Source organism: Sulfitobacter sp. S223 (assembly GCF_025143825.1).
In the GTDB taxonomy this organism is placed as follows: Bacteria; Pseudomonadota; Alphaproteobacteria; order Rhodobacterales; family Rhodobacteraceae; genus Sulfitobacter.
In genome coordinates this window covers 2,537,362-2,560,698 of record NZ_CP083560.1, presented here as the reverse complement: position 1 = coordinate 2,560,698, position 23,337 = coordinate 2,537,362, and the positions used below count along the sequence as shown (strand labels likewise).

At 56.9% G+C, this 23,337-nt stretch carries 20 protein-coding genes and 1 pseudogene; 10 read left to right on the top strand and 11 right to left on the bottom strand.

Annotated features, from left to right (window positions below; genetic code table 11):
• Positions 1-26 precede the first annotated feature (26 nt).
• Together K3757_RS12205 and K3757_RS12200 are read left to right on the top strand one after the other, a co-directional pair.
• Positions 27-1,493 carry a mannitol dehydrogenase family protein gene (locus tag K3757_RS12205; protein WP_259995861.1) on the top strand — a complete coding sequence of 489 codons (1,467 nt, stop codon included), beginning with the start codon at positions 27-29 and terminating at the stop codon, positions 1,491-1,493.
• A 9-nt stretch (positions 1,494-1,502) separates the two neighbouring features.
• Positions 1,503-2,429, top strand: coding sequence for a carbohydrate kinase (locus K3757_RS12200; RefSeq protein ID WP_259995860.1), 927 nt, complete (start codon positions 1,503-1,505; stop codon positions 2,427-2,429).
• 149 nt (positions 2,430-2,578) lie between these two features.
• On the opposite strand, the pseudogene K3757_RS19125 reads toward K3757_RS12200, so the two are convergent.
• Positions 2,579-2,783, bottom strand: a pseudogene (locus K3757_RS19125) (integrase); the annotation flags it as partial.
• Positions 2,784-2,873: 90 nt separating this feature from the next.
• On the bottom strand, positions 2,874-3,800 hold the full coding sequence (locus K3757_RS12195) for a LysR family transcriptional regulator (protein WP_259995859.1): 927 nt from the start codon (positions 3,798-3,800) through the stop codon (positions 2,874-2,876).
• Positions 3,801-3,902: 102 nt separating this feature from the next.
• Here K3757_RS12195 and K3757_RS12190 point away from each other — a divergent pair, with 102 nt between their 5' ends.
• Positions 3,903-6,338, top strand: a complete 2,436-nt coding sequence (locus K3757_RS12190; protein WP_259995857.1) for an FAD-dependent oxidoreductase — start codon at positions 3,903-3,905, stop codon at positions 6,336-6,338.
• Between the two features lie 335 nt (positions 6,339-6,673).
• Here K3757_RS12190 and ugpC read toward each other — a convergent pair whose 3' ends face one another.
• From ugpC to ugpB, 4 genes are read right to left on the bottom strand one after another with little or no spacing between them, the layout of a single operon-like run.
• Positions 6,674-7,729: a sn-glycerol-3-phosphate ABC transporter ATP-binding protein UgpC gene (ugpC, locus tag K3757_RS12185; protein ID WP_259995855.1), complete on the bottom strand. Its 1,056-nt coding sequence runs from the start codon at positions 7,727-7,729 to the stop codon at positions 6,674-6,676.
• 3 nt (positions 7,730-7,732) lie between these two features.
• The gene (gene ugpE / locus K3757_RS12180; protein WP_260001245.1) at positions 7,733-8,569 is read right to left on the bottom strand and encodes a sn-glycerol-3-phosphate ABC transporter permease UgpE; all 837 of its coding nucleotides are present in this window, start codon (positions 8,567-8,569) and stop codon (positions 7,733-7,735) included.
• Positions 8,570-8,589: 20 nt separating this feature from the next.
• Positions 8,590-9,471 (bottom strand): sn-glycerol-3-phosphate ABC transporter permease UgpA, encoded by an 882-nt coding sequence (ugpA, locus tag K3757_RS12175; RefSeq protein WP_259995854.1) that lies wholly within the window; start codon positions 9,469-9,471, stop codon positions 8,590-8,592.
• Positions 9,472-9,531: 60 nt separating this feature from the next.
• Positions 9,532-10,842, bottom strand: coding sequence for a sn-glycerol-3-phosphate ABC transporter substrate-binding protein UgpB (gene ugpB, locus K3757_RS12170; protein WP_259995853.1), 1,311 nt, complete (start codon positions 10,840-10,842; stop codon positions 9,532-9,534).
• A 178-nt stretch (positions 10,843-11,020) separates the two neighbouring features.
• Between ugpB and K3757_RS12165 the strand changes: the two genes are divergently transcribed.
• From K3757_RS12165 to urtE, 7 genes are all read left to right on the top strand, one after another.
• Positions 11,021-11,935: a LysR substrate-binding domain-containing protein gene (locus K3757_RS12165; protein WP_259995852.1), complete on the top strand. Its 915-nt coding sequence runs from the start codon at positions 11,021-11,023 to the stop codon at positions 11,933-11,935.
• Between the two features lie 298 nt (positions 11,936-12,233).
• Positions 12,234-13,514, top strand: coding sequence for an urea ABC transporter substrate-binding protein (urtA, locus tag K3757_RS12160; RefSeq protein WP_259995851.1), 1,281 nt, complete (start codon positions 12,234-12,236; stop codon positions 13,512-13,514).
• A 65-nt stretch (positions 13,515-13,579) separates the two neighbouring features.
• Entirely contained in the window at positions 13,580-15,529 is a 1,950-nt protein-coding gene (urtB, locus tag K3757_RS12155; RefSeq protein WP_259995850.1) for an urea ABC transporter permease subunit UrtB, read from the top strand.
• A 2-nt stretch (positions 15,530-15,531) separates the two neighbouring features.
• Positions 15,532-15,999, top strand: a complete 468-nt coding sequence (locus K3757_RS12150; RefSeq protein ID WP_259995849.1) for a GNAT family N-acetyltransferase — start codon at positions 15,532-15,534, stop codon at positions 15,997-15,999.
• Positions 15,996-17,162, top strand: coding sequence for an urea ABC transporter permease subunit UrtC (urtC, locus tag K3757_RS12145; protein WP_259995848.1), 1,167 nt, complete (start codon positions 15,996-15,998; stop codon positions 17,160-17,162). Before K3757_RS12150 ends, urtC begins: the two co-directional genes overlap by 4 nt.
• Complete coding sequence (gene urtD, locus K3757_RS12140) at positions 17,159-17,908, top strand: urea ABC transporter ATP-binding protein UrtD (RefSeq protein ID WP_259995847.1); 750 nt, start codon at positions 17,159-17,161, stop codon at positions 17,906-17,908. Before urtC ends, urtD begins: the two co-directional genes overlap by 4 nt.
• Positions 17,901-18,596, top strand: a complete 696-nt coding sequence (gene urtE / locus K3757_RS12135; protein WP_259995846.1) for an urea ABC transporter ATP-binding subunit UrtE — start codon at positions 17,901-17,903, stop codon at positions 18,594-18,596. Before urtD ends, urtE begins: the two co-directional genes overlap by 8 nt.
• Before the next feature lie 27 nt (positions 18,597-18,623).
• Here the strand turns inward: urtE and K3757_RS12130 are convergent, their stop codons facing one another.
• The 5 genes from K3757_RS12130 to K3757_RS12110 form a co-directional block, all read right to left on the bottom strand.
• Complete coding sequence (locus tag K3757_RS12130) at positions 18,624-20,237, bottom strand: GMC family oxidoreductase (RefSeq protein ID WP_259995844.1); 1,614 nt, start codon at positions 20,235-20,237, stop codon at positions 18,624-18,626.
• 136 nt (positions 20,238-20,373) lie between these two features.
• Complete coding sequence (gene modC / locus K3757_RS12125; RefSeq protein WP_259995843.1) at positions 20,374-21,468, bottom strand: molybdenum ABC transporter ATP-binding protein; 1,095 nt, start codon at positions 21,466-21,468, stop codon at positions 20,374-20,376.
• Positions 21,465-22,133 (bottom strand): molybdate ABC transporter permease subunit, encoded by a 669-nt coding sequence (gene modB / locus K3757_RS12120; protein ID WP_259995842.1) that lies wholly within the window; start codon positions 22,131-22,133, stop codon positions 21,465-21,467. Before modB ends, modC begins: the two co-directional genes overlap by 4 nt.
• A 3-nt stretch (positions 22,134-22,136) precedes the next feature.
• Positions 22,137-22,919 carry a molybdate ABC transporter substrate-binding protein gene (gene modA, locus K3757_RS12115; protein WP_259995839.1) on the bottom strand — a complete coding sequence of 261 codons (783 nt, stop codon included), beginning with the start codon at positions 22,917-22,919 and terminating at the stop codon, positions 22,137-22,139.
• A gap of 60 nt (positions 22,920-22,979) precedes the next feature.
• Positions 22,980-23,189, bottom strand: coding sequence for a hypothetical protein (locus K3757_RS12110; protein WP_259995837.1), 210 nt, complete (start codon positions 23,187-23,189; stop codon positions 22,980-22,982).
• Positions 23,190-23,337 lie beyond the last annotated feature (148 nt).

The following is a 23,337-nucleotide window of genomic DNA, read 5'->3' as shown; positions in this document are numbered from 1 at the left end:
AAGATCTACCGCAAGGACGCGCCCTCATGAAACTTGGTAACGCGACATTAAACCAATTGCCTGAAACCGTGCTTCGACCGCACTATGACCGCGCGGCGCTCAGGCCCGGTATCGTGCATATCGGCCTTGGCAACTTTCATCGCGCACATCAGGCGTGGTATCTGCACCGATTGATGCAACAAGGCTGCGCACTGGATTGGGCAATCATCGGCGCAGGCGTGCGCCCCAACGATGCGCGCATGCGCGAGCACCTGCTGGCCCAGGACTGCTTGAGCACATTGATCGAGCTTGCGCCAGAATCGTCAGCAGCCGAAGTTATAGGCTCTATGATCGACTACCTGCCGATCGAAGAAAACAATGGCGCGTTGATCAACCGTATGGCCGCGGCGGACATTCGCATTGTTGCGATGACAGTCACGGAAAGCGGCTATTTTATTGATCCCGCCACAAAAGATTTTGACCAGAGCCACCCTGACATTGTGCACGACAGCCAGAACCCCGACACGCCGCGAACCGCTTTTGGCGCGATTATCGCAGCGCTGCGCCTCCGGCGTGATGCAGGCACAGGCCCGTTTACTTGTCAGTGCTGTGACAACCTGCTGGGCAACGGCAATGTGTTGCGCCAGACGGTTGTGTCTTTGGCCCGCATGTCGGACCCCGAGCTTGCCACATGGATCGAAACGCAGTGCAGTTTCCCCAATTCGATGGTTGACAGCATCGTGCCCGCCACCGGCCCGAATGAGCGGGCATTGGTCCATCAGCTTGGCATCGACGATCAGGTCCCCGTTACGCACGAAAATTTTCGCCAATGGGTGATGGAGGATGATTTTTGTGCAGGCCGTCCGGATTGGGACAAAGTCGGCGCGACGTTTGCCAAGGATGTGCATGCCTATGAAGCCATGAAAATCCGCATTCTGAACGGCGGGCATCAGGTGATATCGGTCGCGGGCGAGTTGTTGTCGGTGGACACGATTGCAGGATGTATGCAGCACGGCCTGATCGGTCCGCTTTTTGCCAAAGTCGCGCGCACAGAAATCGCGCCTTTGGTCGAGGCGGTTCCGGGCATGACACCGACAGATTATGTCAGCCTGGTTCACAGCCGGTTCTCGAACCCGAAAATCGTAGACACTACGCGCCGCGTGGCCTTTGACGGCTCTGCCCGCCACCCGGGCTTTGTCATCCCCTCCATCCGTGATGGGTTGGTGCAAGGCACACCTGTAGAGGGCCTGGCCCTTGTCGAAGCGATCTGGGCGCGCATGTGCCAGGGCACACGCGAGGACGGCACAATGATTGAGCCGAACGACCCGTCTTGGGATATGCTGACAGCAAAAGCCGAACAGGCGCGACGCACGCCATCGGTCTGGCTTGAGATGCGCCAGTTTTACGGTGATCTTGCGGATGCACCGCGGTTTGCGGACAGTTTTGACAGATACCTTCGGTTGATCTGGCAAGACGGGCTGGAAGCCGCGCTCTCCACTTATTTGGCAAGCTGAAAGATACCTATGATCCTGTGTTGCGGAGAAGCGCTGATTGACATGATCCCCGAGCCGACTTTTTCGGGCGACGACGGGTATGTGCCGCATACAGGCGGTGCCATTTTCAACACGGCGATTGCTCTGGGGCGGCTGGGATGCCGCACCGGATTGCTGAGCGGTATTTCGACAGACCTTTTCGGCACGCAATTGGTCGGCGATCTACGTGCAAGCAATGTCGAGACGGATCGCCTGATGCGCTCAGACCGGCCCACAACGCTGGCCTTTGTCCAGCTGACAGACGGACAGGCGTCCTATTCGTTCTTTGACGAAAACTCGGCAGGACGGATGATCGAACCATCCGATTTACCCCAAACCATTAACGATGTCTCCGCGCTATACTTCGGCGGGATCAGTCTTGCCTGCGAGCCGGGGGCAGATGTCTATGAGCGTTTTGCCCAGGCCCATGCCCAAAACTGCATAGTGATGCTGGACCCTAACATCAGGTCGGGTTTCATCAAGGACGAAGCGGGCTTTCGCCACCGTATCGAGCGAATGATGCGTCTGTCCGACATCGTGAAAGTGTCGGATGAGGATCTGCACTGGATATATTCGGGCGACGCCAGTTTGGACGACAAGGTCGCGCAGTTGTGTGCTTTGGGGCCGTCAGTTGTCATTCTGACTCGTGGAAGCGCCGGTGCACAGGCATGGCTACCGGACGGACAATCTGTGTGTGTCCCAAGCCGCAAGGTCGAGGTCGTTGATACAGTTGGCGCAGGGGATACGTTCAATGCAGGCGTCCTCGCGCATTTGTCTGATGCGGGGCTGCTCACAAAAAATGCACTTGCAACAGTGTCAGCGCAGGATCTTACGGATGCGATTGGTCTCGGTGCACAAGTAGCTGCTATTGTGGTATCTCGGGCGGGGGCCAATCCGCCGTGGAGAAGTGACCTTTAATTTATCTTCTTTGGGTTAGGCGCTGCTTACAACGTCCTGCGGCTCCGCTTGTTCACCGGATCGAATTGCCAAGATCAGGATCTTTTGGAAGGGGTCCGAACAGAGCCTGGGGATGATCTGTTTTGGCGATTTGCATGAATGACCGCTCTCTCCGCAGCTTTGGTGTGACGCAGCGAATGTGTCCCATATCCGCTGGGTTCCAGAGCAATCGCCGTCACCCCCTCACGCACGAGCCGACCATATTGCCGCGTTGAGATGTGCAGGCGGCCGTGGCGCGGCTCAGAAACATGTCGCGCAATTGATCATCATAGGTGATCTTACCCACGCAGTTTGCTCTCGATCGCGATATTGAACAGCGCAGGATCGCGTAGATAGCCAGCAATCCCAAGGCGTGCGGGCGGCACACTTGTTCGGCAACCCGGAGACTGCTGTTATTGCAGCGCATTAAGCTATGGATACAGTCAAATCCGCGCCCAATGGTCCCTCACATAACGCGACGCAGCTTTCGGCGAACGTCTGAACCAGTTTTCGTTTCGGTCCTGGTGCAAACCCCAGCGAGAGGGTGACGCCGCTGTTGCTGTCCTGGATCGGTAGGCAGCGTAAGCTATTTCCTGCATAGGTCGGCACGTCACGTGGTTTCATGTTCAAAAGGGAAATCCCGATCTTCGCGGCGACAAGCGACCGAACCATTTCGGTCGAATTTGCGGTTGCCACGATACGAAGGGCTTCTCCATCCTGTTCAAGAAGCTCCAGATAATACCCACGTGCAGCAGGGCGGTCCAACAGGATCAGCGGTTCGGCCACGATTTGGGACACGCGCACCGTGTTCTGCCGGGCAAGCGCGTGATCGGTTGCACATACGCAATACGTGGGGGCATGGATAAGCGGTTGCGTCTCGATTTGCGGATTGGGCAGTTCTTCGACAAACAGGATTACATCGAACTGCCCGTCCACCAGTCCAGTCTGGACAGAGTTGTTGTCGCCTTCTGTCAGGGTGAATGTCACGCTGGGATTGGCTTGCAGCATTTGAGCGGCAAGCATTGGCAAAAAAGCCGGAGCAATGGGTGCGTTGTATCCGATACTTAGATTGCCGGAGAGGTTTGATTGAAGGTCAGAAATGCCTGTGAGCAAGGCATCATACCGTTCCAGCAAATCATCGATACGCCGTCCGACATCACGGCCTGCGGCGGTCGGAAAGATGCCCTTGGCCCGCGCACGTGTGACAAGTGCCATACCGAATGAGGCTTCGGCCTGATCCAAAGCAGCAGCGATAGCCGATGGCGTCACGTGGGTGGCCTCGGCCGCGCCCGTGATGCTGCCGTGCATCAAAGCGGCCTGAACGTAGCGCATTGCACGCAGAGACAGTGACATAGCAATACCTCGGTTTTTGTGAGGATATATCAAGTATAAAACTATTTTTCAAAGGATTATACATTTGCCAGAGTATCCAGTGAAAACACTTGGGAGTCTGACATGAAAACACGGACCAAAGTCGTCGTCATTGGTGGCGGCATTGCTGGCTGCTCGACGTTGTATCATCTTACGCAGGAGGGATGGTCTGACGTGGTCTTGGTTGAACGTGATGAACTGACGTCCGGGACGACGTGGCATTCGGCGGCTCAGGTTACGAATTTCGGCATGACGCAGACGATGGTTGGTCTCAAGTCCCACTCCATCGCCCTTTACAAGAAACTACGAGACGATCCTGAATATCCCGTTGGCTATCACCACGGCGATGGCGGCATCCGCCTGGCCAACACAGAAGAACAGATGCAGGGGTATCGCCACTTTGCATCAATGGCGCGCGGTATGGGTGTAGAGTATGAGATTATCGATGCCGAGGAATGCGCGCGCCGCCACCCGCTGATTTCAACCGAGAACCTTCTGGGCGGGCTGTGGGACGGCGAGGACGGTGATATTGATCCTGCCCAGCTATGTCAGGCGCTTGCGTTTCATGCACGCAAGGCCGGGGCAGAGGTCTATCGCAATACACCTGTCACTGCGTTGACCCAGCACAAGGATGATACGTGGACTGTCCACACCGAGCACGGTGACATCGATTGCGACATCGTGGTCAATGCGGGCGGATACCGCGTGAACGAGATTGGCCGGATGATGGGTGTGCAGCATCCCGTCGCGTCAATGGAACATCAGTATTTCATAACCGAGGATATCCCCGCGATTGCGGAGGCCGGGCACCGTATGCCTCTCCTGCGCTGCCCTATCTCGGACTATTATTCCCGTCAGGAAAAGGGCGGCCTGCTGGTCGGGTTCTACGAACAGGACTGCAAAACCTGGGGGATGGACGGGATCAGCCCCAGCTTTTCGAACGATCTGTGTCCCGATGATCTGGATCGTGTGATGGACGTGCTGGAAGGCGCGTTCGAACGGATGCCTACCTTGGCCGATGTCGGCATAAAGCGGATCGTGAATGGCCCGATCACCTATACGATCGATGGTGCGCCTTTGGTCGGCCCGATCCCCGGAAAGCGCAACGCCTACTGCATCATCGGGTTGCGTGCAGGGCTTGGCGAAGGGGGTGGCCACGGATGGCTTCTGGCGCAGCAGATCGTGCAGGGCGAGGCGTGCTATGACACGTGGGTCATCGATCCGCGTCGCTTCACCGGTCATGCGACCGTCGAAATGACGGCGCTCAAGGCGATAGAGGACTACCAGAACGAATTCCGGTTTCACTTCCCGCACGAACATCGCCCCGCAGCACGAAACGCGAAAACAACGCCGCTGACGCCTGTTCTGGCCGCCGAAGGCGCTGAATTCACGGTCGTGAATGGATGGGAGCGTGTCGACTACATCAAGCCATCGCCTGACTTTCACCCCTCGCTGAGCTTCAATTTCGACGAGGCCTTCGATGTGGTCGCCGCCGAGGTCGCCAATGTCGCAACAAATGTAGGTCTGGCCGAAGTGAATGGTTTCAACCGTATCGAGATCACCGGAAAGGATCGTCACGCTTTCCTTGACCGCATGATCTGCGGGACCGTCACCAAACGCGACGGCCGCGTCGGGCTAGGGTATCTGTTGAACGACCACGGGTGCATCAAGGGCGAGGCTACGGTTGCCAATCTGCCCGCCACGGACCGCGGACCAGACAGGGTCTGGTATGGATCAGCCGCTGCGTCGGAGTACCACGACATGGATTGGCTCGCCGCGCATCTGAAGCACGACGAAGATGTGCACCTGCGCAGCCTGACCAACGATCATACGATATTGGTTCTTGCCGGACCGAAGGCGCGGGCGGTCCTGTCTGACTGCGCGCGCGGCGACTGGTCCGCCAAAGCATTCCCATGGCTGTCGGTCCGTGAATGTTGCATCGGCTTCGCACCAGCTGTGGTGATGGGCGTCAGCTTTTCAGGGGAATTGGCATATGAAATCCATGTGCCGAACGCATCGCTTTATGCAGTTTACCTTGCTTTGCGCGAGGCTGGACAGGCGCATGGTTTGAAACTCTTCGGCGCGCGCGCCATTGAATCCATGCGCATGGAGAAGGGGTTCCTTCACTGGAAAGCCGACCTGATTACCGAGTTTGACCCATTCGAGACGGGCCTTTCACGTTTCGTGAAGTTAGAAAAAACGGACTTTATCGGCAAAGCGGCCCTGCTGGAACGGCAGGCCGCCGGACCGCAAAGCCAGCTTGTCACGCTGAAGATTGACACCAACCACGCCCCGGCACATCCGGGCGCATCGCTGATGCAAGGCAACACGGTGGTAGGCACCATCACGTCCGGCGATTTCGGCCACCGCGTCGAAATGAACCTCGCATACGCGTTCGTAAAACCCGATTTTGCCACCGTCGGGTCAACAGTGCAGCTTGATCTATGCGGAGAACGCATCGCTGCGCATGTGATCGATAGCGGGCCCTATGACCCCAAATTCGAACGCATGCGGAGCTGAGAAGTCTTTCCAGAACCGTCCAAAAGCAGCCATTGGGCTAACCGCAGCGAACTGGCAATTTGTGCGCGACCGGCAAATTGAACGCCCGATCTATGCTGCGAATTGTACGAATGACCGCGAGTTCTACTATGCGGCGGCAAGGAGTTCTTCGCTGATGCCGCATTATTCGCGCTACGGGCGGACGCAGCGAGACATTTGAATTCACAAAACGGGTCGTTGAGGCTGTCTGTGATCCCCGATGATGACACAACTCAAAATTTGAGAGACCCAAAAAAAGAAGGGCCCGCACAGTTTTGCTACTGTGTAGGCCCTCTTTGTCTAGGGAAACAATTGCGTTAAGCGGTACGGCGCAGACCTGTCGCAACATCAAACAGGTGTGCCTTGCCGGGCTGAATGCGGAATCGCAGGTCTTCACGATTGTCGGCCATCAAGTGCACCCCTTGCTGGCTGACGGTAAAGCTTTGTGCGCTGCCTGACAGGCGGCCGTGCATCAGGGTGTTTGCTCCCAAAGGCTCTGACATTTGCACGCTGACCGAAAGAGGACCAGTGTCGTCGCGGTCCAGATGTTCGGGGCGCACGCCCAGCTTTACCGGGCCGTCCGGGCCAATCGCATCCGCTATGGGCTGGTCACCTATCATGACCTTGCCACCCTTCACGTGAGCATCGACGATGTTCATCGCAGGGCTCCCGATAAATTGGGCAGCGAACAGGGTGCGGGGCGTCTCGTAGACCTCTAGCGGCGTGCCGATCTGTTCGGCCACGCCCGCGTTCATCACGATCATGCGGTCGGCCATGGTCATCGCCTCAACCTGATCGTGGGTCACATAAAGCGAAGTGATCCCAAGCTTTGATTGTAGTTCCTTGATCTCAAGACGCATCTGCACACGCAGCTTGGCGTCAAGGTTCGAAAGGGGCTCATCAAACAGGAACACTGCGGGTTCGCGCACAATCGCGCGCCCCATCGCCACACGCTGACGCTGCCCGCCGGAAAGCTCTCTTGGCTTGCGGTCCAGTAGCGCGTCAAGCTGTAGCAGGCGCGCAGCCTCGGTCACTTTTTTCTCAATCTGGTCTTTGGGCAGCTTGGCGATTTTCAGGCCATAGCCCATGTTCTGGCGCACGGACATATGCGGATATAGCGCATAATTCTGGAACACCATCGCGATGTCGCGGTCCATCGGCTCTTTGTCATTTGCACGCTCCCCGCCAATCAGGATGTCGCCCGACGTGATAGTCTCCAACCCCGCAACCATACGAAGAAGCGTGGATTTCCCACAGCCAGAAGGGCCAACGATGACGATGAATTCGCCCTCGACTATTTCGGTGCTGATCCCGTGGATCACATCCGTTTTGCCAAAGCTTTTCTTGATGTCTTTGAGGGTAACGGTCGCCATTGATTATTTCTCGCTATCGACAAGGCCGCGAATGAACAGCCGCTGCATGCTCACTACGACAATAACAGGGGGGATCATCGCAAGGATGGAAGTTGCCATGATCACAGGCCATTCAGCCACATCATCGCCCGACGGGAACATCTGTTTGATGCCCATCACGATGGTGTTCATTTCGGGGTCTGTGGTGATCAGCAAGGGCCAAAGGTACTGGTTCCAGCCATAGATGAACAGGATCACGAACAGGGCGGCAATATTGGTCCGGCTCATCGGAAGAACGATATCCCAAAAGAACCGCATAGCGCCGGCACCGTCCACGCGCGCCGCTTCGGCCAGCTCATCCGGAATGGTCAGAAAGAACTGGCGAAACAGGAACGTCGCGGTGGCGGATGCGATCAGTGGAAAGATCAACCCGCTATAGCTGTTGAGCATACCAAAGCTTGCCACAACTTCGAAAGTCGGGACAATGCGTACCTCTACCGGCAGCATAAGCGTCAGGAAAATCATCCAGAAAAACATGTTTCGCCCCGGAAACCGGAAATACACAATCGCGAAAGCCGACAAAAGCGAGATCACGATTTTGCCAATCGCAATCCCCATCGCCATGATGAGGCTGTTCAGCAGCATCGTGGCCACCGGCACGTTCACGCCGGAAAACAGCGCCTTCGTGTAGTTTTCGACAAATTGGTTGCCGGGCCACAGGGGCATCGGCGGTTTGACGATTTCAGGCTGCGTCACGGTCGATGCAACGAAGGCAAGCCAGATCGGGAAGAAGATCACCAACACGCCGAGGATCATAAACACGTGCGTCAGCCACAGACCGGCGCCACGTTTTTCGACCATACCATGGGTTTCACGGGCCATCAGTAATGCACCCTTTTCTCTACAAATTTAAACTGGATGATGGTGAGAAGCCCGACAACGAACAGCAAGATTACAGACTGCGCCGAAGAGGCGCCCAAATCCTGGCCGACAAATCCGTCCGCAAAGACCTTATACACCAGAATGGTGGTCGATTGTTGCGGCCCGCCTGCCGTGATTGTGTGAATGACGCCGAATGTCTCGAAGAAGGCATAGACCACATTTACCACCAACAAGAAGAACGTGGTGGGCGACAGCAGCGGCAGAACAATCGTCCAGAAGCGCCGCCAGAATCGTGCGCCATCAATCGCCGCAGCTTCGATCACCGACTTTGGCACGGCTTGTAACGCCGCGAAAAAGAACAAGAAGTTATAGCTGATCCGACCCCAAGAGGACGCAACAACAACAAGGCCCATCGCCTCGCTGCCATTGAGAACGTGATTCCAGTCATAGCCAAGCTGGCCAAGGTACCATGAAACCACGCCGACGCGGGTGTTGAACATGAAAAGCCACAACACACCTGCGATTGCAGGGGCCACGGCATAGGGCCATATCAGCATGGTCCGGTAGGCACCGGAGCCTTTTATCAGGCGGTCCGCCAGCACCGCGAGAAAAAGCGCAGGAACCATAGAGCATAGGGTAACGAGGATCGAAAAGATCGCTGTGGTCACAAAGGACGCGCGGTAGAACTTATCTCCCAGCAGGTATTCGAAGTTGCCCAAGCCCACAAATTGGGAGGACAGGCCGAATGGATCGGGGATGAACAGCGATTGCCAGATTGCCTGACCCGCTGGATAGAAAAAGAACACCACAGAGATAAGGACCTGCGGTGCAATCAGCAGCGCAGGCAACATCCAGCCGCGAAAGATCACGCGTTTTTCCATCAATATGCCCCTAAAAATGAAAAGCAGGCCCGCAACGGGGCCTGCTCTTGGTCGTGTTGGTTAGCGATTGGCAGCTTCAAAACGGCGAAGCAACGCATCGCCGCGCTCTTTCGCGCTGTCCATGGCTTCCTGAGCGGATTTGTCGCCCGCCCAGATCGCTTCCATTTCTTCGTCGATGATGCCGCGGATCTGATCAAAGGAGCCCAAACGCAGACCTTTGGAGTTTGCTGTTGGCTGGTTCGCCGTCATCTGGATCACAGCCACATCGGTGCCGGGGTTTTCGTCATAGAAACCGGAGGCGCGGGTGGCTTCGCCTGCCGCAGTTGTGATCGGCAGATAACCGGTATCCTGGTGCCATTTCGCCTGAACATCGGAAGAGGACAGGTAGCTGAGGAATTCACCAACGCCTTTGTATTCTTCGGCTTCATGGCCTTCCATAACCCACAGCGACGCGCCGCCGATGATAGTGTTCTGCGGGCTGTTGCCGACACCTTCCCAATAGGGCAGGGGACGCACGTCAAATTCGAACTCTGCTTCGGACTTGATGCCCGCGTAGCCAGCCGAGCTTTCGGTGAAAAGCGCACATTCGCCAGACCGGAAGTTCGCGCCACCTTCATTGCGGCGGCCGGTGTAGATGAACTTACCATCCTTGGCCCACTCACCCATCGCCGTAAGGTGGGCCACTTGGGCTTCGCCGTTCAGCATCAGTTCGGTATCCGTCCCCGCAAATCCGTTGTCTTTGGATGCGAAAGGTACGTCATGATAGGCCGACAGGTTTTCGAGGTGGATCCAGCTTTGCCATGCGGTAACCAGCGGGCATTCCTCGCCACCAGCTTTCAGCGCCTCCAGTGTTTCGCCGACTTTCTGCCATGTGGACAGATCTGTGTCGGGATCTACGCCTGCCGCTTGCATTGCATCGCGGTTTACCCAAAGCACAGGTGTGGAGGAGTTGAAGGGCAGGGACAGCATGTCACCGTCTGTGGATGTGTAGTAGCCTTTGACCGCGCCGATATAGGCGTCCTGATCAAACTCGGCACCGCTTGCTGCCATGACTTCGAAGACAGGGCGAACAGCCCCTTTTGCGGCCATCATTGTTGCTGTGCCGACTTCGAACACCATCAGGATATGAGGCTGCTCTCCCGCGCGGAACGCTGCAATACCGGCGTTAAGTGTCTCGGAATAATTACCTTTGTGATTCTGGACGACGACATATTCGTCTTGGCTGGCGTTGAATTCTTCAACCTGAGTAGCAACCAATTCGCCCAAGCGGCCCGTAAATGCGTGCCAGAACTGTACCTCTGTTTCGGCCATTGCCGCGATGGGTGACAGAATTGTGGATACGGCAAGCGCGCCGATTAATGATTTCTTCATATTTCCTCCCTTTCACCAAAATGGTGATGTGTCATGAGATGCTTTGAGTCACTGACCTGCATCGGTTTTCGACTTCGAAACGATACACTTGCTTTGCTATAATTCAAGACCGCAAAATATTGAAAAAACATAACACCGTGTTATGGGTGCGGCGTTCTTCATAAGAGGTCTATTCATAGTGAAACAAATTCCGCGGTTACGTCAGCTTGAGGCCCTTATGGCGGCGGTGCGTTACGGTTCTGTGACACGCGCCGCAAAAGATTTGGGAATTAGCCAACCCGCGACCAGCAGGCTTTTGTCCGACCTTGCGCAGTCATTCGGATTTGCCCTTTTCGACCGCCGCGACGGGCAGTTGGTGCCGACGCAAGAGGTGCGGTTCCTGCAACCAGACATCCAGCGCGTCCTTGAACTAATGGAACAGATCGGTGAGGCCAGCCAAAGCATTACTGAGCGCAAGGCGGGTCATATACGTATTACGTGCCTGCCCGGGTTTGCCACCAGCCATCTCCCGATCGTGGTGGCGCAATTCTTGAAAGAGCGTCCCAACCTCAGCATCACCATTGAGCCCGACCGACCGGAGCGCATCCTTGAATGGATCATCGGAGAGAAGTTCGATTTTGGCATCACGGACAGCTTTGAGGGGCATCCAGCGGTGCAGAGCAAGGATATCGATGTGCGCACCGTGTGCGTGTTCCCCACCGGACATAGGTTGGAGACTTGTAAGGTCGTGACGCCTGCCGATCTGGACGGTGAACGTATCATCCACACCCGACGCGACAGCGCATTTTTCAAAAGCCTGTCTGACCTATTCAAGTCACAAGGATACCAATTCAACACGCTTGTAGAAATCCGTCAGTTCACGGCAGCCTGTGCGTTGATATCGCAAGGCATCGGTGTCGCGGTGATAAGCGAGCTGGATGCAGAAAAGATCGCGTCGGATGCCGTGCAGTTGCGCCCATTTGCTCCGACTCTGCCGCATCGGCTTTCGCTATTGCAGCCAACCTTAATGCGCCCGTCCTTGGTGGTGCAGGAATTCATTGAAGCATTCGAAGCCAGCCTTGAACCTTATCGTGTGACACCCTCAGGCGGCTGACCGTCATATTTGCTGATTAATTGATAGGCGTTGCGAAATTTAACTGCCTAATTTTCTGGCAGATGTCATTGGTGGGCCGATGAAACATGATGAATCGTGGCATAGGTTTTCGGGCTGGTTCTAACTGACGCTGCCCATCAAGGGCAAAACTGCCGCGTAGAAGGGCGTCCGGGAAGACTTCTCCCTCTACGCGACTGCAACAACACTGCTGCGCTATCTGGCTACACTGTTCAGAACGCTTTTGGAAAGTGCTTTTGGCACCTCTGAAAGTGCGCGCGGCGACAATAGGGATAAAAAAATGACATTGAAAATCACCTCTCTCTCGCTTGCTGTTCTGATGGGGACAACATCATTTGCCGCTGCTGAATGCGCTGATCCGATCAAAGTGGGCGTTCTGCATTCGCTATCCGGCACAATGGCAATCTCCGAAACGACCCTGAAAGATACGATGCTGATGCTCATCGAAAAACAGAACGCCGCCGGTGGTGTGCTGGGCTGCCAGATTGAACCGGTCGTCGTCGATCCGGCCTCTGACTGGCCGCTGTTCGCCGAAAAAGCACGTGAGCTTTTGACGGTGTCGGACGTCGATGTGATCTTTGGCAACTGGACGTCTGTGTCGCGCAAATCCGTGCTGCCGGTCATCGAGGAACTGAACGGCCTTCTGTTCTACCCTGTTCAGTACGAGGGAGAAGAAAGCTCCAAAAACGTGTTCTACACAGGTGCAGCGCCAAACCAGCAGGCGATCCCTGCGGTAGATTACTTTCTTGAAGAACTGGGTGTAGAGAAGTTCGCGCTGTTGGGCACAGACTATGTGTATCCCCGCACGACCAACAATATTCTTGAGCAATATCTGCAAGACAAAGGCATCGCAAAGGAAGATATCTTTGTGAATTATACGCCCTTCGGTCATTCCGACTGGGCGACAATCGTCGGGGACGTCGTCGCGCTGGGCGCAGATGGTAAACAGGTGGGTGTGATTTCCACCATCAATGGCGACGCGAATATCGGCTTCTATAAAGAACTCGCCGCGGCAGATATCTCTGCTGATGATATCCCCGTGGTCGCGTTCTCTGTCGGTGAAGAAGAGCTGTCGGGTCTGGATACCTCCAACCTAGTTGGCCACCTTGCGGCATGGAATTACTTCCAGTCGGCCGATACCCCTGCAAACGCCGAGTTCATCAAGGAATGGAAAGCCTTCGCTGGCGAAGAGCGTGTGACCAATGACCCGATGGAGGCGCATTACATCGGCTTCAACATGTGGGTGAATGCGGTTGAAGCGGCAGGCACCACCGATGTGGATGCCGTCCGTACGGCAATGTATGGTCAGGAGTTCCCGAACCTCACAGGCGGCACAGCTGTCATGCTGCCAAACCACCATTTGGCCAAACCAGTCCTGATCGGTGAGATCACCGCAGAGGGCCAGTTCGACATCATCTCTCAGACTGAGGAAGTGCCGGGCGATGCATGGACGGACTTCCTGCCCGCGTCAAAGGTTCTGACCTCTGATTGGAAGGACCTTGGTTGCGGCATGTACAACACTGAAACCAAGGCCTGTGTCCAGCTGACATCCAACTACTAAAACACCTCGCGCGGGGCCTGTATCCATGGGCCTCGCGCATCCTTAAATTCCGAAAGTCCCGCCTTATGCGCCCCCTTTTTCTGGCTCTTGCTGTTTGCCTTGCTTCCGTGACCAGCTCACAAGCTCAAGACCTGCAAGCCATCCTGCAAACCCATGCGGACGAGCTTGCCAAACCCTCGCGCAATTCGGTGGGGGTGGTGCTGGACGATCTGGTCGCTTCCGGTTTGCCGCAAGTTCCGACGTTTCTTGAGCAGTGGTCAGAAAAGAATGTCTGGCAGCAGGAAGATGGCATGTTCTTTATTGCACGTGAGCAGGGCGATGATCTGGCCCTGCGCGATGTTGATACGGGGGCGGAGACAACACAGCCGAAGCACAGCTTTACCCAGCTCAAGCCGAACGGAGGCGTGCGGCGGGTGATCGGAACGGCCCTTGTCCAGTTCCAGCTAAGCGATCCCGATCTGGCGCGGCGCGAGACGGCGGTTGCCTCAATCGCGCGCAGGCCGGATGCGACCCAGCTAGCACCGCTTCTTGCATCGATTGAAGGAGAGGTGGATGCCGCCCTGAAGGCACGCAAAATCCAGTTAGCCAATTTCATGTCTGCCAGCTTTGCCGATACACAGGAGCAGAGGATTGCGGCGATTTACAGCCTATCGACGGACACCAGTGTCGAGGCGCGCGCGGCGCTGAATCAAATCCTCAGCACAAAAGCAGGGGTGGCAACCAACCTGCCAGATAGCACCGAAGCTACACTGCCAGAAGGCAACATTGCGCGGGTAATCGACCCGACTGATACGCCGCTAGCCTATTACGCCCAAGCGGTAGAGGCTGGTCTCGCCCCGCAGATGACCACTCGGCAAATGATCCGCACCGCCTTGGAGGCGCACATCGATAATGGCCGTGTGGGTGGCGTGCCGCTGGCACAGTTGGACACCGATGACATGCGGGCCAAGGCCTACGCCGCGCTGGCCGAGGCAGAATTGGTCCCGCCTTTGGTTACAGAACAGACCATCGCATACACACTGCCATTCTACGCTTTCTACGAGATTTATGATGAACCTGACACCGCCGTGACAGATGCAGCAGAGGCAGCACTCGCGTCGGTCGAAGCGCGTGTCGGGGTGGCCCAGACCGTTGATCTGGCGCTTGATGGTCTGTCGCTTGCCTCGATCTACTTTCTCGCGGCCATTGGCCTTGCCATCACATTTGGTGTGATGGGGGTGATCAACATGGCCCATGGCGAATTTATTATGATGGGGGCTTATACGGGCTATGTGGTGCAGCTGTTCGTGCCCGATTACACCCTGTCGATCATCATTGCCTTGCCGCTGGCGTTTGCCATCACATTCGGGGCCGGTGTCGCGATGGAGCGGTTGGTGATCCGCCACCTCTATCACCGCCCGCTAGAAACATTGTTGGCCACCTTCGGCATCTCGATTGCCTTGCAGCAGTTGGCAAAGAATATCTTTGGCACGCAGGCGCGTCCGCTGACCTCCCCTGAATGGCTGGACGGCGCGCTGGTGTTTTCTGACGTAATCCAGATCAGCTATATCCGCATCGCGATATTTGTTCTGGCTCTGCTGTTTCTCGCGCTGATCCTTTTCGTGCTCAAACGCACGCGACTGGGGCTTGAGGTGCGCGCGGTCACCCAGAACCCCGGTATGGCCGCCAGCATGGGCATCAACCCCGACCGCATCAATATGATGACCTTCGGTCTTGGCTCCGGCATTGCGGGGATCGCGGGCGTGGCTATCGGGCTTTATGCCAAAGTGACCTCTGAAATGGGCGCAGATTACATCGTGCAAAGTTTTATGACCGTGGTTGTCGGCGGGGTTGGCAATGTTTGGGGCACGCTTGCTGGTGCCTCGATGATCGGCTTTTTGCAAAAGGGGATCGAATGGCTCAACCCCTCCAACACATTGGCGGCACAGACCTATATGATCCTATTCATCATCCTGTTTATCCAGTTCCGGCCAAAGGGCATCGTTGCCCTCAAGGGTCGCGCGGCGGCGGATTGAGTATGCGCATCGTAATTCTCCCCGCCCCGACGCCAGCTTTTGAGCATCTGGTCGATACCCACACCGTCTTTTGTGACAGTACCGCCCCCGCCGAAAGCTGCCATCGCTTGCCTGTATCGGCATTGTTTGGTCCTGATCTGACAGTCTGGGGCGCGTATGAAAGGGATGAACTGATTGGCATGGGGGCCCTGAAACGGCTGTCTGCCCACCATGGGGAAATCAAGTCCATGCACACGCGCGCCACTGCCAGAGGCAAGGGCGTGGCGCGTGCCATCATCCAGACCATCGTGACTGCCGGCCGCGAAGAGGGGCTCAAAACGCTTTCGTTGGAAACCGGCGCGCATCCCGCCTTTAGCGCGGCGCGCGGGCTTTATGCCGCGCACGGCTTCACTGAATGTGACCCATTCGGCGACTACGTTACCGATCCCCATTCGATCTTTATGACCATGACTTTGGAGGCGGATCAATGAACCGCTCTTTTATATCCCAAAACCCCAGTGTGATGTACTTTCTGGCAGCACTCGGGGTCTTTACCCTTTGCGTCGCAATGCTGTCCGAAGTCACTGGCATCGGCCTGATCTCTACCTCATTCGTCAAGGTCTTGGGTAAAACACTGTGCCTGTGTCTGATCGCGATCGCGATGGATGTCGTCTGGGGCTATTGCGGCATCCTGAGCCTTGGGCATTTCGCCTTCTTCGGCATCGGCGGGTATGCCATTGGCATGTGGCTGATGTATGCACGCACGGAAAGCATCGTGCTGGATAACCTTGCCGCGCAAACCATTCCGCCCACGCCCCAAGAAATATCAGACGCCATCGGCAACCAGATTTTCGGCGTCGTCGGCAGCGCGGAGTTCCCTCTGATCTGGAGCTTTGCAGACAGCCTGTTTCTGCAACTTGCCATGGTGGTTCTGGTCCCCGGCCTGTTGGCGCTGGTCTTTGGCTGGCTGGCCTTCCGGAGCCGCGTTACTGGCGTCTATCTGTCGATCCTGACCCAAGCCATGACGCTGGCGCTTTCGCTTTATCTTTTCCAGAACGACAGCGGGCTGCGGGGCAACAACGGCCTGTCGGGACTGCAAAACATTCCCGGCTTTGAGGATACCCCGCAGGCTGCCATATCGATTGTGTTCTTCCTTGCGTCTGCGGCAGCACTGGCAGCGGGCTATGTATTTTTTGCTTGGGTTGTCTCGGGCAAGATGGGCAGCGTGGTCAAAGGCATCCGCGATAACGAGGCGCGCGTGCGCTTTCTTGGCTACCACGTGGAAAGCTACAAGCTGTTCATCTTTACCATCACCGCTGTCGTCTCCGGCATCGCCGGTGCGCTTTACTATCCGCAAGCGGGCATCATCAATCCCGGTGAAATCGCACCGATTGCATCAATCTATCTTGCCGTCTGGGTGGCAATCGGCGGACGCGGGCGGTTGTACGGAGCTGTGATCGGCGCTGCATTCGTTTCGCTTCTCTCAAGCTGGTTCACCGGCGGCGGGGCACCAAACATCAACTTGGGCTTCTACACAATCCAGTGGACGGATTGGTGGCTGGTTCTGCTTGGCTTCAGCTTTGTGGCGGTCACTTTGTTCTTTCCCAAAGGCATTGGCGGATTGTTCGACTATTTGGTGAGGAAGCCGCAATGAGTATGCTGTTGGAAGTCTCGGGCGTCAGCGTCAGCTTTGACGGGTTCCGCGCCATCAACAATCTGTCAATCAACTTTGCCCCTGCCGAATTGCGCGCCATCATCGGGCCGAACGGCGCGGGTAAAACGACGTTCATGGACCTCGTGACAGGTAAGACCAAGGCGGACGAAGGCACCGTTATCTGGGGGGAGCGTAATATCTCGCTGCTGGGCATGTCAGAAAGCCAGATCGCGCGCGAAGGCATTGGCCGCAAGTTCCAGAAACCCACAGTATTCGAAGAACAGACGGTGCGTCAGAACCTTGCCATGGCATTGAAAAACCCGCGTGGACCATTTGCGGTTCTTATGCACAAAAAGACCGCTGGAAATGCCGCACGGATTGAGGAAGTCGCCGAAGAGATCGGTTTGTCTGATAGTCTGACCCGTCGCGCAGGTGAATTGAGCCATGGTCAAAAGCAATGGCTTGAAATCGGGATGTTGCTCGCTCAAGAGCCGCGGTTGTTGCTGGTGGATGAACCTGCCGCCGGTATGACAGTGGAAGAACGTGAAAAGACGACAGATATCCTGCGCCGCGCGGCACAGACGCGCGCCGTGGTGGTGGTGGAACACGATATGGAATTCGTTCGCCGCCTGAATTGCAAAGTGACCGTGCTGCACGAAGGCTCCGTTTTGGCTGAGGGCAGCCTTGATCACGTCACCTCAAACCCGCGTGTGATCGAAGTTTATCTGGGGCGTGCCGATGCTTGAAGTTCAGAACCTTGACCTGAAGTACGGGCAAAGCCAGATACTGTTTGATGTCTCCATGACCGCTGCAATGGGTCGCATCACCACCGTGATCGGCAACAACGGTGTGGGCAAAACCAGCCTGCTGAAGGCCATTGCAGGGCGGCATCCGGTGGCAGGTGGCACAGTGAGCGTAGAGGGGCGCGCGGTCAGGCTGGCATCGCCTGTGGATGCCGCACGCGCTGGCATTGCTTATGTCCCGCAGGGGCGCGAAGTCTTTCCGATGATGAGCGTACTTGAGAACCTAGAAACCGGATTTGCCTGTCTGCCAAAATCCGATCACGTCATCCCCGAAGCAATATTCGCGCTGTTTCCCGTCTTGAAAGAAATGAAGTCACGGCGCGGCGGCGACCTTTCCGGCGGCCAGCAACAGCAACTCGCAATCGCGCGGGCACTGATCACCCGTCCACGTGTGTTGTTGTTGGATGAACCGACAGAGGGCATCCAGCCCAATGTTATCCAGCAGATCGGGGATGCCTTGCAACACTTGCGCGCGCAAGGTGAGATGGCGATTGTGCTGGTCGAACAGAACGCCGACTTTGCCTTTCAGCAGGGCGACAATTTTGTGGTTATGGAGCGCGGGATGATCAAGCGGACCGCCGATAAAAAAGATTACTCCATTGCCGCCCTGAAAGATGATCTGGCTTTGTAACCCGGCAAAGGACACGTCCTTTGCGGCTTAGGAAGCGTCATCCAGGATCAGGTCGGACGCGCGATGCGCGAGCATCATCGTCGGCGCATTGGTGTTGCCGGATGTGATGTTGGGAAAGACAGACGCATCAACGACCCTCAGCCCGTCGATCCCGTGGACAGACAAGCGGGGGCTGACGACAGATGTGGCAGCGTCCGCCCCCATCCGGCAGGTGCCGACCGGATGAAACACCGTGCCGCAGCGTGCGCGAAAGTCGGCCAATATATCGTCTGGTGTCATGCGGAACAGATCGGGCTCCATCGCGCTTTGAACCAGCTTTTTGAGCGCGTCGGTGTTCATCAGTCTTTGGCACAACTGCCCGCCGGCGATGACCTGTGCACGGTCCTCATCGGTGGCCAGCGAATTGGGCCGGATCAGCGGGGGCGCATCCGGATCATTGGCGCTGATGTCGATGCGCCCGCGGCTTGTGGGCCGCGATGGCTGGAAGCTGATGATAAAGCCGGGGAACGGGTCCGGTTGCACCACGCTGCGTTTATCGCTGGGCGATGTAGAGTAGCTGACCGGATTGAAGTAAAGCTGCTGGTCGGGACGGGCAAGCGCCGTATCCGACCGGAAATAGCCGCCGCACTGGTTCACTGATAGGGCCAAAGGTCCACGCCGCTTCAACGCATATTGCAGTGCGGCAATCACCTTACCGTGAAACGGCCGCAGCGCATCATTCAGCGTCGCCTCAGTGGCGCGGAAGTAGTAGTTAACGCCAAGATGGTCTTGCAGATTGCCGCCCACGTGGGGCGCGTCCAGCAGAGGTGAAATGCCCAGTTCCTTCAATCTGTGTGCAGGCCCGATCCCCGATAGCTGCAAGATACGCGGAGAGGTGACAGCACCGGCTGACAGGATGATCTCACGTCCTGCACGCAGGGTTACTGTTTGGCCTTTGTGGCGCAGTTCAACGCCGGTGGCACGTCGGCCTTCAAACACGATCCGGTTGACCATAGCGCCCGTTAACAGGGTTACATTGGCCCGATTTAGCGCTGGTTTCAGGAAGGCACGCGCGGAATGCATCCGCCTGCCGCCACTGGTATTGATCCTGTAAACGGCAGCGCCTTCGCTCTGCGCGCCATTGATATTTGGCGTTCGCGGCAGGCCCAATTCCTCTGTCGCCGCAAAGAAGTGGCGGTTTACCTTGTGGATCTGGTCCGAGACATCCTGCACGTGCAGCCGCCCGCTGCCTGTACGACTGCCATCGGTGCCTAATTGGGTTTCCATTGCATCATAGGTGTCACGCACCGCAGACCAGTTCCATCCGGTGGCCCCAGCTGCTGCCCAGTCGTCAAAGTCATGCGGCAGGCCGCGTGCATAGACCAAGGCGTTTATCGCACCAGAGCCACCAACGACCTTTCCGCGAGGCCAATAACCGGCACGCCTGTCCAACGCCTCTTCCGGAGCGGATTGGTATTTCCAGTTCACATCTGGGTCAAAATAGGTTTTGCCATAGCCCAGCGGCAGTGCGATCCAGGGCGATCGACCGCGCCTGCCGGCCTCAAGAACAAGTACCTTGTGGCGGCCTGACGCACTTAGCCGTTCGGCCAGCACGCAACCCGCAGATCCGGCACCAATGATGATATAGTCGTAGTCCGCCATAGCTTCGCCTGTTCGTCTGATATCCAAAGAACCAAACCCGAAATCTATGGGCAATTGCCAGCAAAAAATGACCATATCGGCAGTAGTTTCCGCAAGGTAGGATATAGATCGAGGCAGCGGTCAAAGCGCGATGGCGTCACTTGGACTGTGTGGCGATCTGGTTGCGCGCCACAGACATCGCTTTGAGGATGACATGCACCTCGCTTCCGGTTTCGAGCGCAAGTGCCTGAACCGCGCGTCGGGTGATGCGGGCAAGGATTTGATCCTCGCCCAAGGCCAGTTCGACCATGACGCCTGGGCCATCGCCGGGGCGGATATCGGTAATAGTGGCAGGAAGAATGTTCTGTGCCGAAAGACCAGTTGGCCGTTCTCTTGCAAGGAGCACCTCGTGGGCCAGAATGCGCACCCTGACGCGCGCGCCAACCGGTGCTTCAATCCGCGGCAGCCAGATCGGCCCCGTCGCTGTATCAAGGCGGGTCATACCGTCCTCTTCTTGTTCCGCCACTAGGGCAGGCAACAGGGCGGCAACTTCGCGGATGCCCATTGTGCGCATGGCGTGTGGGTCAGACATGACCTCGGCTGTCGGGCCGTAGGCGACGGCGCGGCCCTCACGTAGGACAAGCACGCGATCTGCCAGCAGCTGTGCTTCGTTCATGTCATGGGTGACGATGATGGTCGGCATCGAGAGATGCTCCCGCAGACTGATGAGACTTGCCTGCAACTGTTCACGGGTGGCGCGGTCCACTGCTGAAAATGGTTCGTCCAACAGCAATGCTGCGGGGCGGCGGGCCAATGCGCGCGCCACTGCAACGCGTTGCTGTTGGCCACCAGACAGCTGCGCAGGCTTGCGATCAGCCAGATCATTCAACTGCACAAGGTCAAGCAATCGCAGTGCCTCAGTCATGCGCTGGACAGGCGGTAGATGATCGATAGATGTGATAATGTTACGGGCCGCGGTCATGTGCGGGAACAAGGCGTAGTTCTGAAATACCATGCCGACCCGTCTCTTGTGCGCTGCCAGATCAATACTTGCGCCTGTATCCAGCCAGGTTGCGCCGTTTACAACAATCCGCCCGTTATCTGGATGGCAGAGGCCGGCAATGCTGCGCAATAGCGTGGTCTTGCCAGAACCAGAGGGACCGACAAGAGCCAGCACTTCGCCGGGTGCCACGCTGAAGTCGACATTCAGAGGAATAGGACCATCTGCTTTTGCCATCACCTCAAGCGTCATGACAGCCGCCGTCCGACGCGCGCAGACAGCCAGTATGTCAGCGCAATGGTGAACAACGATATCGCAACCAGCGCTGCTGACATGACAGCCGCGCCGTGGGTATCAAAGGCTTGCACACGGTCGTAAATAGCGATGGCAATTGTACGCGTCTCACCAGAGATCGAGCCGCCAACCATCAAAACAATGCCGAACTCACCCAAAGTATGTGCAAACGTCAGCACCATCGCGGTCATCACACCGGGCCATGCCAGCGGCAATTCCACCCGCCACAGACTGCGCAGCGGGGACAGGCCACAGCACGCGGCGGCCTCGCGGACCTCGGGGGCGATCGCCTCAAACCCGCGTTGGGCGGGCTGGATGGCAAAGGGCAGGTTGAAAATCACCGAAGCAACAACCAGTCCTTCGAACGAAAAGACAAGTTGCTGGCCAAACAGGTCTTGCCATATCGCGCCAACAAATGAATTGCGCCCCAGCGACACAAGCAAATAGAAGCCCAGAACCGTCGGTGGCAGAACCAGTGGCAGCATCACCAGCGCCTCAAGCAGGCCCTTGCCCACAAAACTGCGGTAGGCCAAAAGCCGCCCCATGAACACCGAAACCGGCAGCAAGATGACTGCGGTCCATCCCGCCAGTTGCAGCGATAAAAAGAGGGCGCTCCAGTCCAATGCTTAGTCCTCTGGCCGCTTGAAGCCGTAGCTTTCCATGATGGCGCGTGCCTCCGGGCTATTCATATAGTCGTAAAATGCTTCGGCGACGGGGCCTGCGTCCTGTAGCAAAACCATGCGCTGGTGCAGCGGCGCATGCCAGTCCGCAGGGATAAGCGCATAGGTGCCCAGCGCCGACACCTGCGGCGCAAGTGCCAGCGAATAGGCAATGATCCCGCCCTCGGCATTCCCTGTCGTTGCAAACTGCGCGGCTTGGCTCACGTTTTCACCTAGCACCAACATCGGTTGCAGCGTTTGCCACAGTTGCTTGTGCTTGAGCGCTTCCATCGCGCGCACCCCGTAGGGGGCATGATCCGGGTTGGCGATAGCAAATCGCGTGATCTGTCCCTGCGCAAGGGCATTAGCCAGACCATCCATATCACCGTCCACCGTCAGTGCTGAACCGTGCGGGGCAATCAGAACGATGCGGCCCTGGGCATAGATAGCGCCGTCATCATGGGTTAGCCCATCCTGCGCCAAATCCAGAACGTAGCTTTCGTCGGCGGCCATAAATACTTCAAACGGTGCGCCTTCGCGGATTTGTCGTGCGAAATTGCCTGTCGAGCCAAAGTTCAGCCGCACGCGGTATCCGGTTTGCGCCTCAAAGCTTGCGGCGATGTCGGTGACCGCGAACTGGAGATCAGAGGCCGCAGCGATGATCGGCTCATCCCCTGCTTTTACCTCTGCACCAAAAGCGCAGAGACTGATCACACAGGCTGTTATCGCAAAGAGCAGGCGCAGGGTCATGGAGGTTCCTTGGAATATACCGCAGAACATATCAGTGACTGGGTAGCTGAAGGTCAATCGTTATTTCTTTCGGAGAATATCCCCCACCATGGATTTAAGCGTTTGAAAATGCGGTTCGGTTGCTTTGGCAGAGGCCGCTTCGGCGCGGCGGTATCCGGTCAACGCGGCGCGCCCTGCATCTGTCAGAACCGCGCCACCACCACCGGGGCCACCTTTGCCGCTGTGCAAGACGGCGGCGCGGAACATGGCATTAAGGGTTTCGAGCAGCATGCGCCAGCTTGTGACTCATGCCCATTTCACGCTCTGCTGCGGCGAGTGATCCGGTGGCTTCGATCCACTCTGACAGCTCGGTCTTCCGGGGGGCCGATCTCTCACCCTCGCCAAAGACGCTGCGCATGCGCAGGGCAGGGCGAAGTGT

What these genes read in the sequence shown, in the direction of transcription:
- K3757_RS12205 (WP_259995861.1), top strand. Translation starts at nt 27, where the DNA reads ATGAAACTTGGTAACGCGACATTAAACCAATTGCCTGAAACCGTGCTT.
- K3757_RS12110 (WP_259995837.1), bottom strand. Translation starts at nt 23,189, where the DNA reads ATGCTGCTCGAAACCCTTAATGCCATGTTCCGCGCCGCCGTCTTGCAC.
- K3757_RS12130 (WP_259995844.1), bottom strand. Translation starts at nt 20,237, where the DNA reads ATGGCGGACTACGACTATATCATCATTGGTGCCGGATCTGCGGGTTGC.
- ugpC (WP_259995855.1), bottom strand. Translation starts at nt 7,729, where the DNA reads ATGGCGACCGTTACCCTCAAAGACATCAAGAAAAGCTTTGGCAAAACG.
- K3757_RS12200 (WP_259995860.1), top strand. Translation starts at nt 1,503, where the DNA reads ATGATCCTGTGTTGCGGAGAAGCGCTGATTGACATGATCCCCGAGCCG.
- urtA (WP_259995851.1), top strand. Translation starts at nt 12,234, where the DNA reads ATGACATTGAAAATCACCTCTCTCTCGCTTGCTGTTCTGATGGGGACA.
- urtB (WP_259995850.1), top strand. Translation starts at nt 13,580, where the DNA reads ATGCGCCCCCTTTTTCTGGCTCTTGCTGTTTGCCTTGCTTCCGTGACC.
- K3757_RS12190 (WP_259995857.1), top strand. Translation starts at nt 3,903, where the DNA reads ATGAAAACACGGACCAAAGTCGTCGTCATTGGTGGCGGCATTGCTGGC.
- urtD (WP_259995847.1), top strand. Translation starts at nt 17,159, where the DNA reads ATGAGTATGCTGTTGGAAGTCTCGGGCGTCAGCGTCAGCTTTGACGGG.
- ugpB (WP_259995853.1), bottom strand. Translation starts at nt 10,842, where the DNA reads ATGAAGAAATCATTAATCGGCGCGCTTGCCGTATCCACAATTCTGTCA.
- K3757_RS12195 (WP_259995859.1), bottom strand. Translation starts at nt 3,800, where the DNA reads ATGTCACTGTCTCTGCGTGCAATGCGCTACGTTCAGGCCGCTTTGATG.
- modA (WP_259995839.1), bottom strand. Translation starts at nt 22,919, where the DNA reads ATGACCCTGCGCCTGCTCTTTGCGATAACAGCCTGTGTGATCAGTCTC.
- K3757_RS12150 (WP_259995849.1), top strand. Translation starts at nt 15,532, where the DNA reads ATGCGCATCGTAATTCTCCCCGCCCCGACGCCAGCTTTTGAGCATCTG.
- urtC (WP_259995848.1), top strand. Translation starts at nt 15,996, where the DNA reads ATGAACCGCTCTTTTATATCCCAAAACCCCAGTGTGATGTACTTTCTG.
- urtE (WP_259995846.1), top strand. Translation starts at nt 17,901, where the DNA reads ATGCTTGAAGTTCAGAACCTTGACCTGAAGTACGGGCAAAGCCAGATA.
- ugpA (WP_259995854.1), bottom strand. Translation starts at nt 9,471, where the DNA reads ATGGAAAAACGCGTGATCTTTCGCGGCTGGATGTTGCCTGCGCTGCTG.
- modC (WP_259995843.1), bottom strand. Translation starts at nt 21,468, where the DNA reads ATGACGCTTGAGGTGATGGCAAAAGCAGATGGTCCTATTCCTCTGAAT.
- ugpE (WP_260001245.1), bottom strand. Translation starts at nt 8,569, where the DNA reads ATGGTCGAAAAACGTGGCGCCGGTCTGTGGCTGACGCACGTGTTTATG.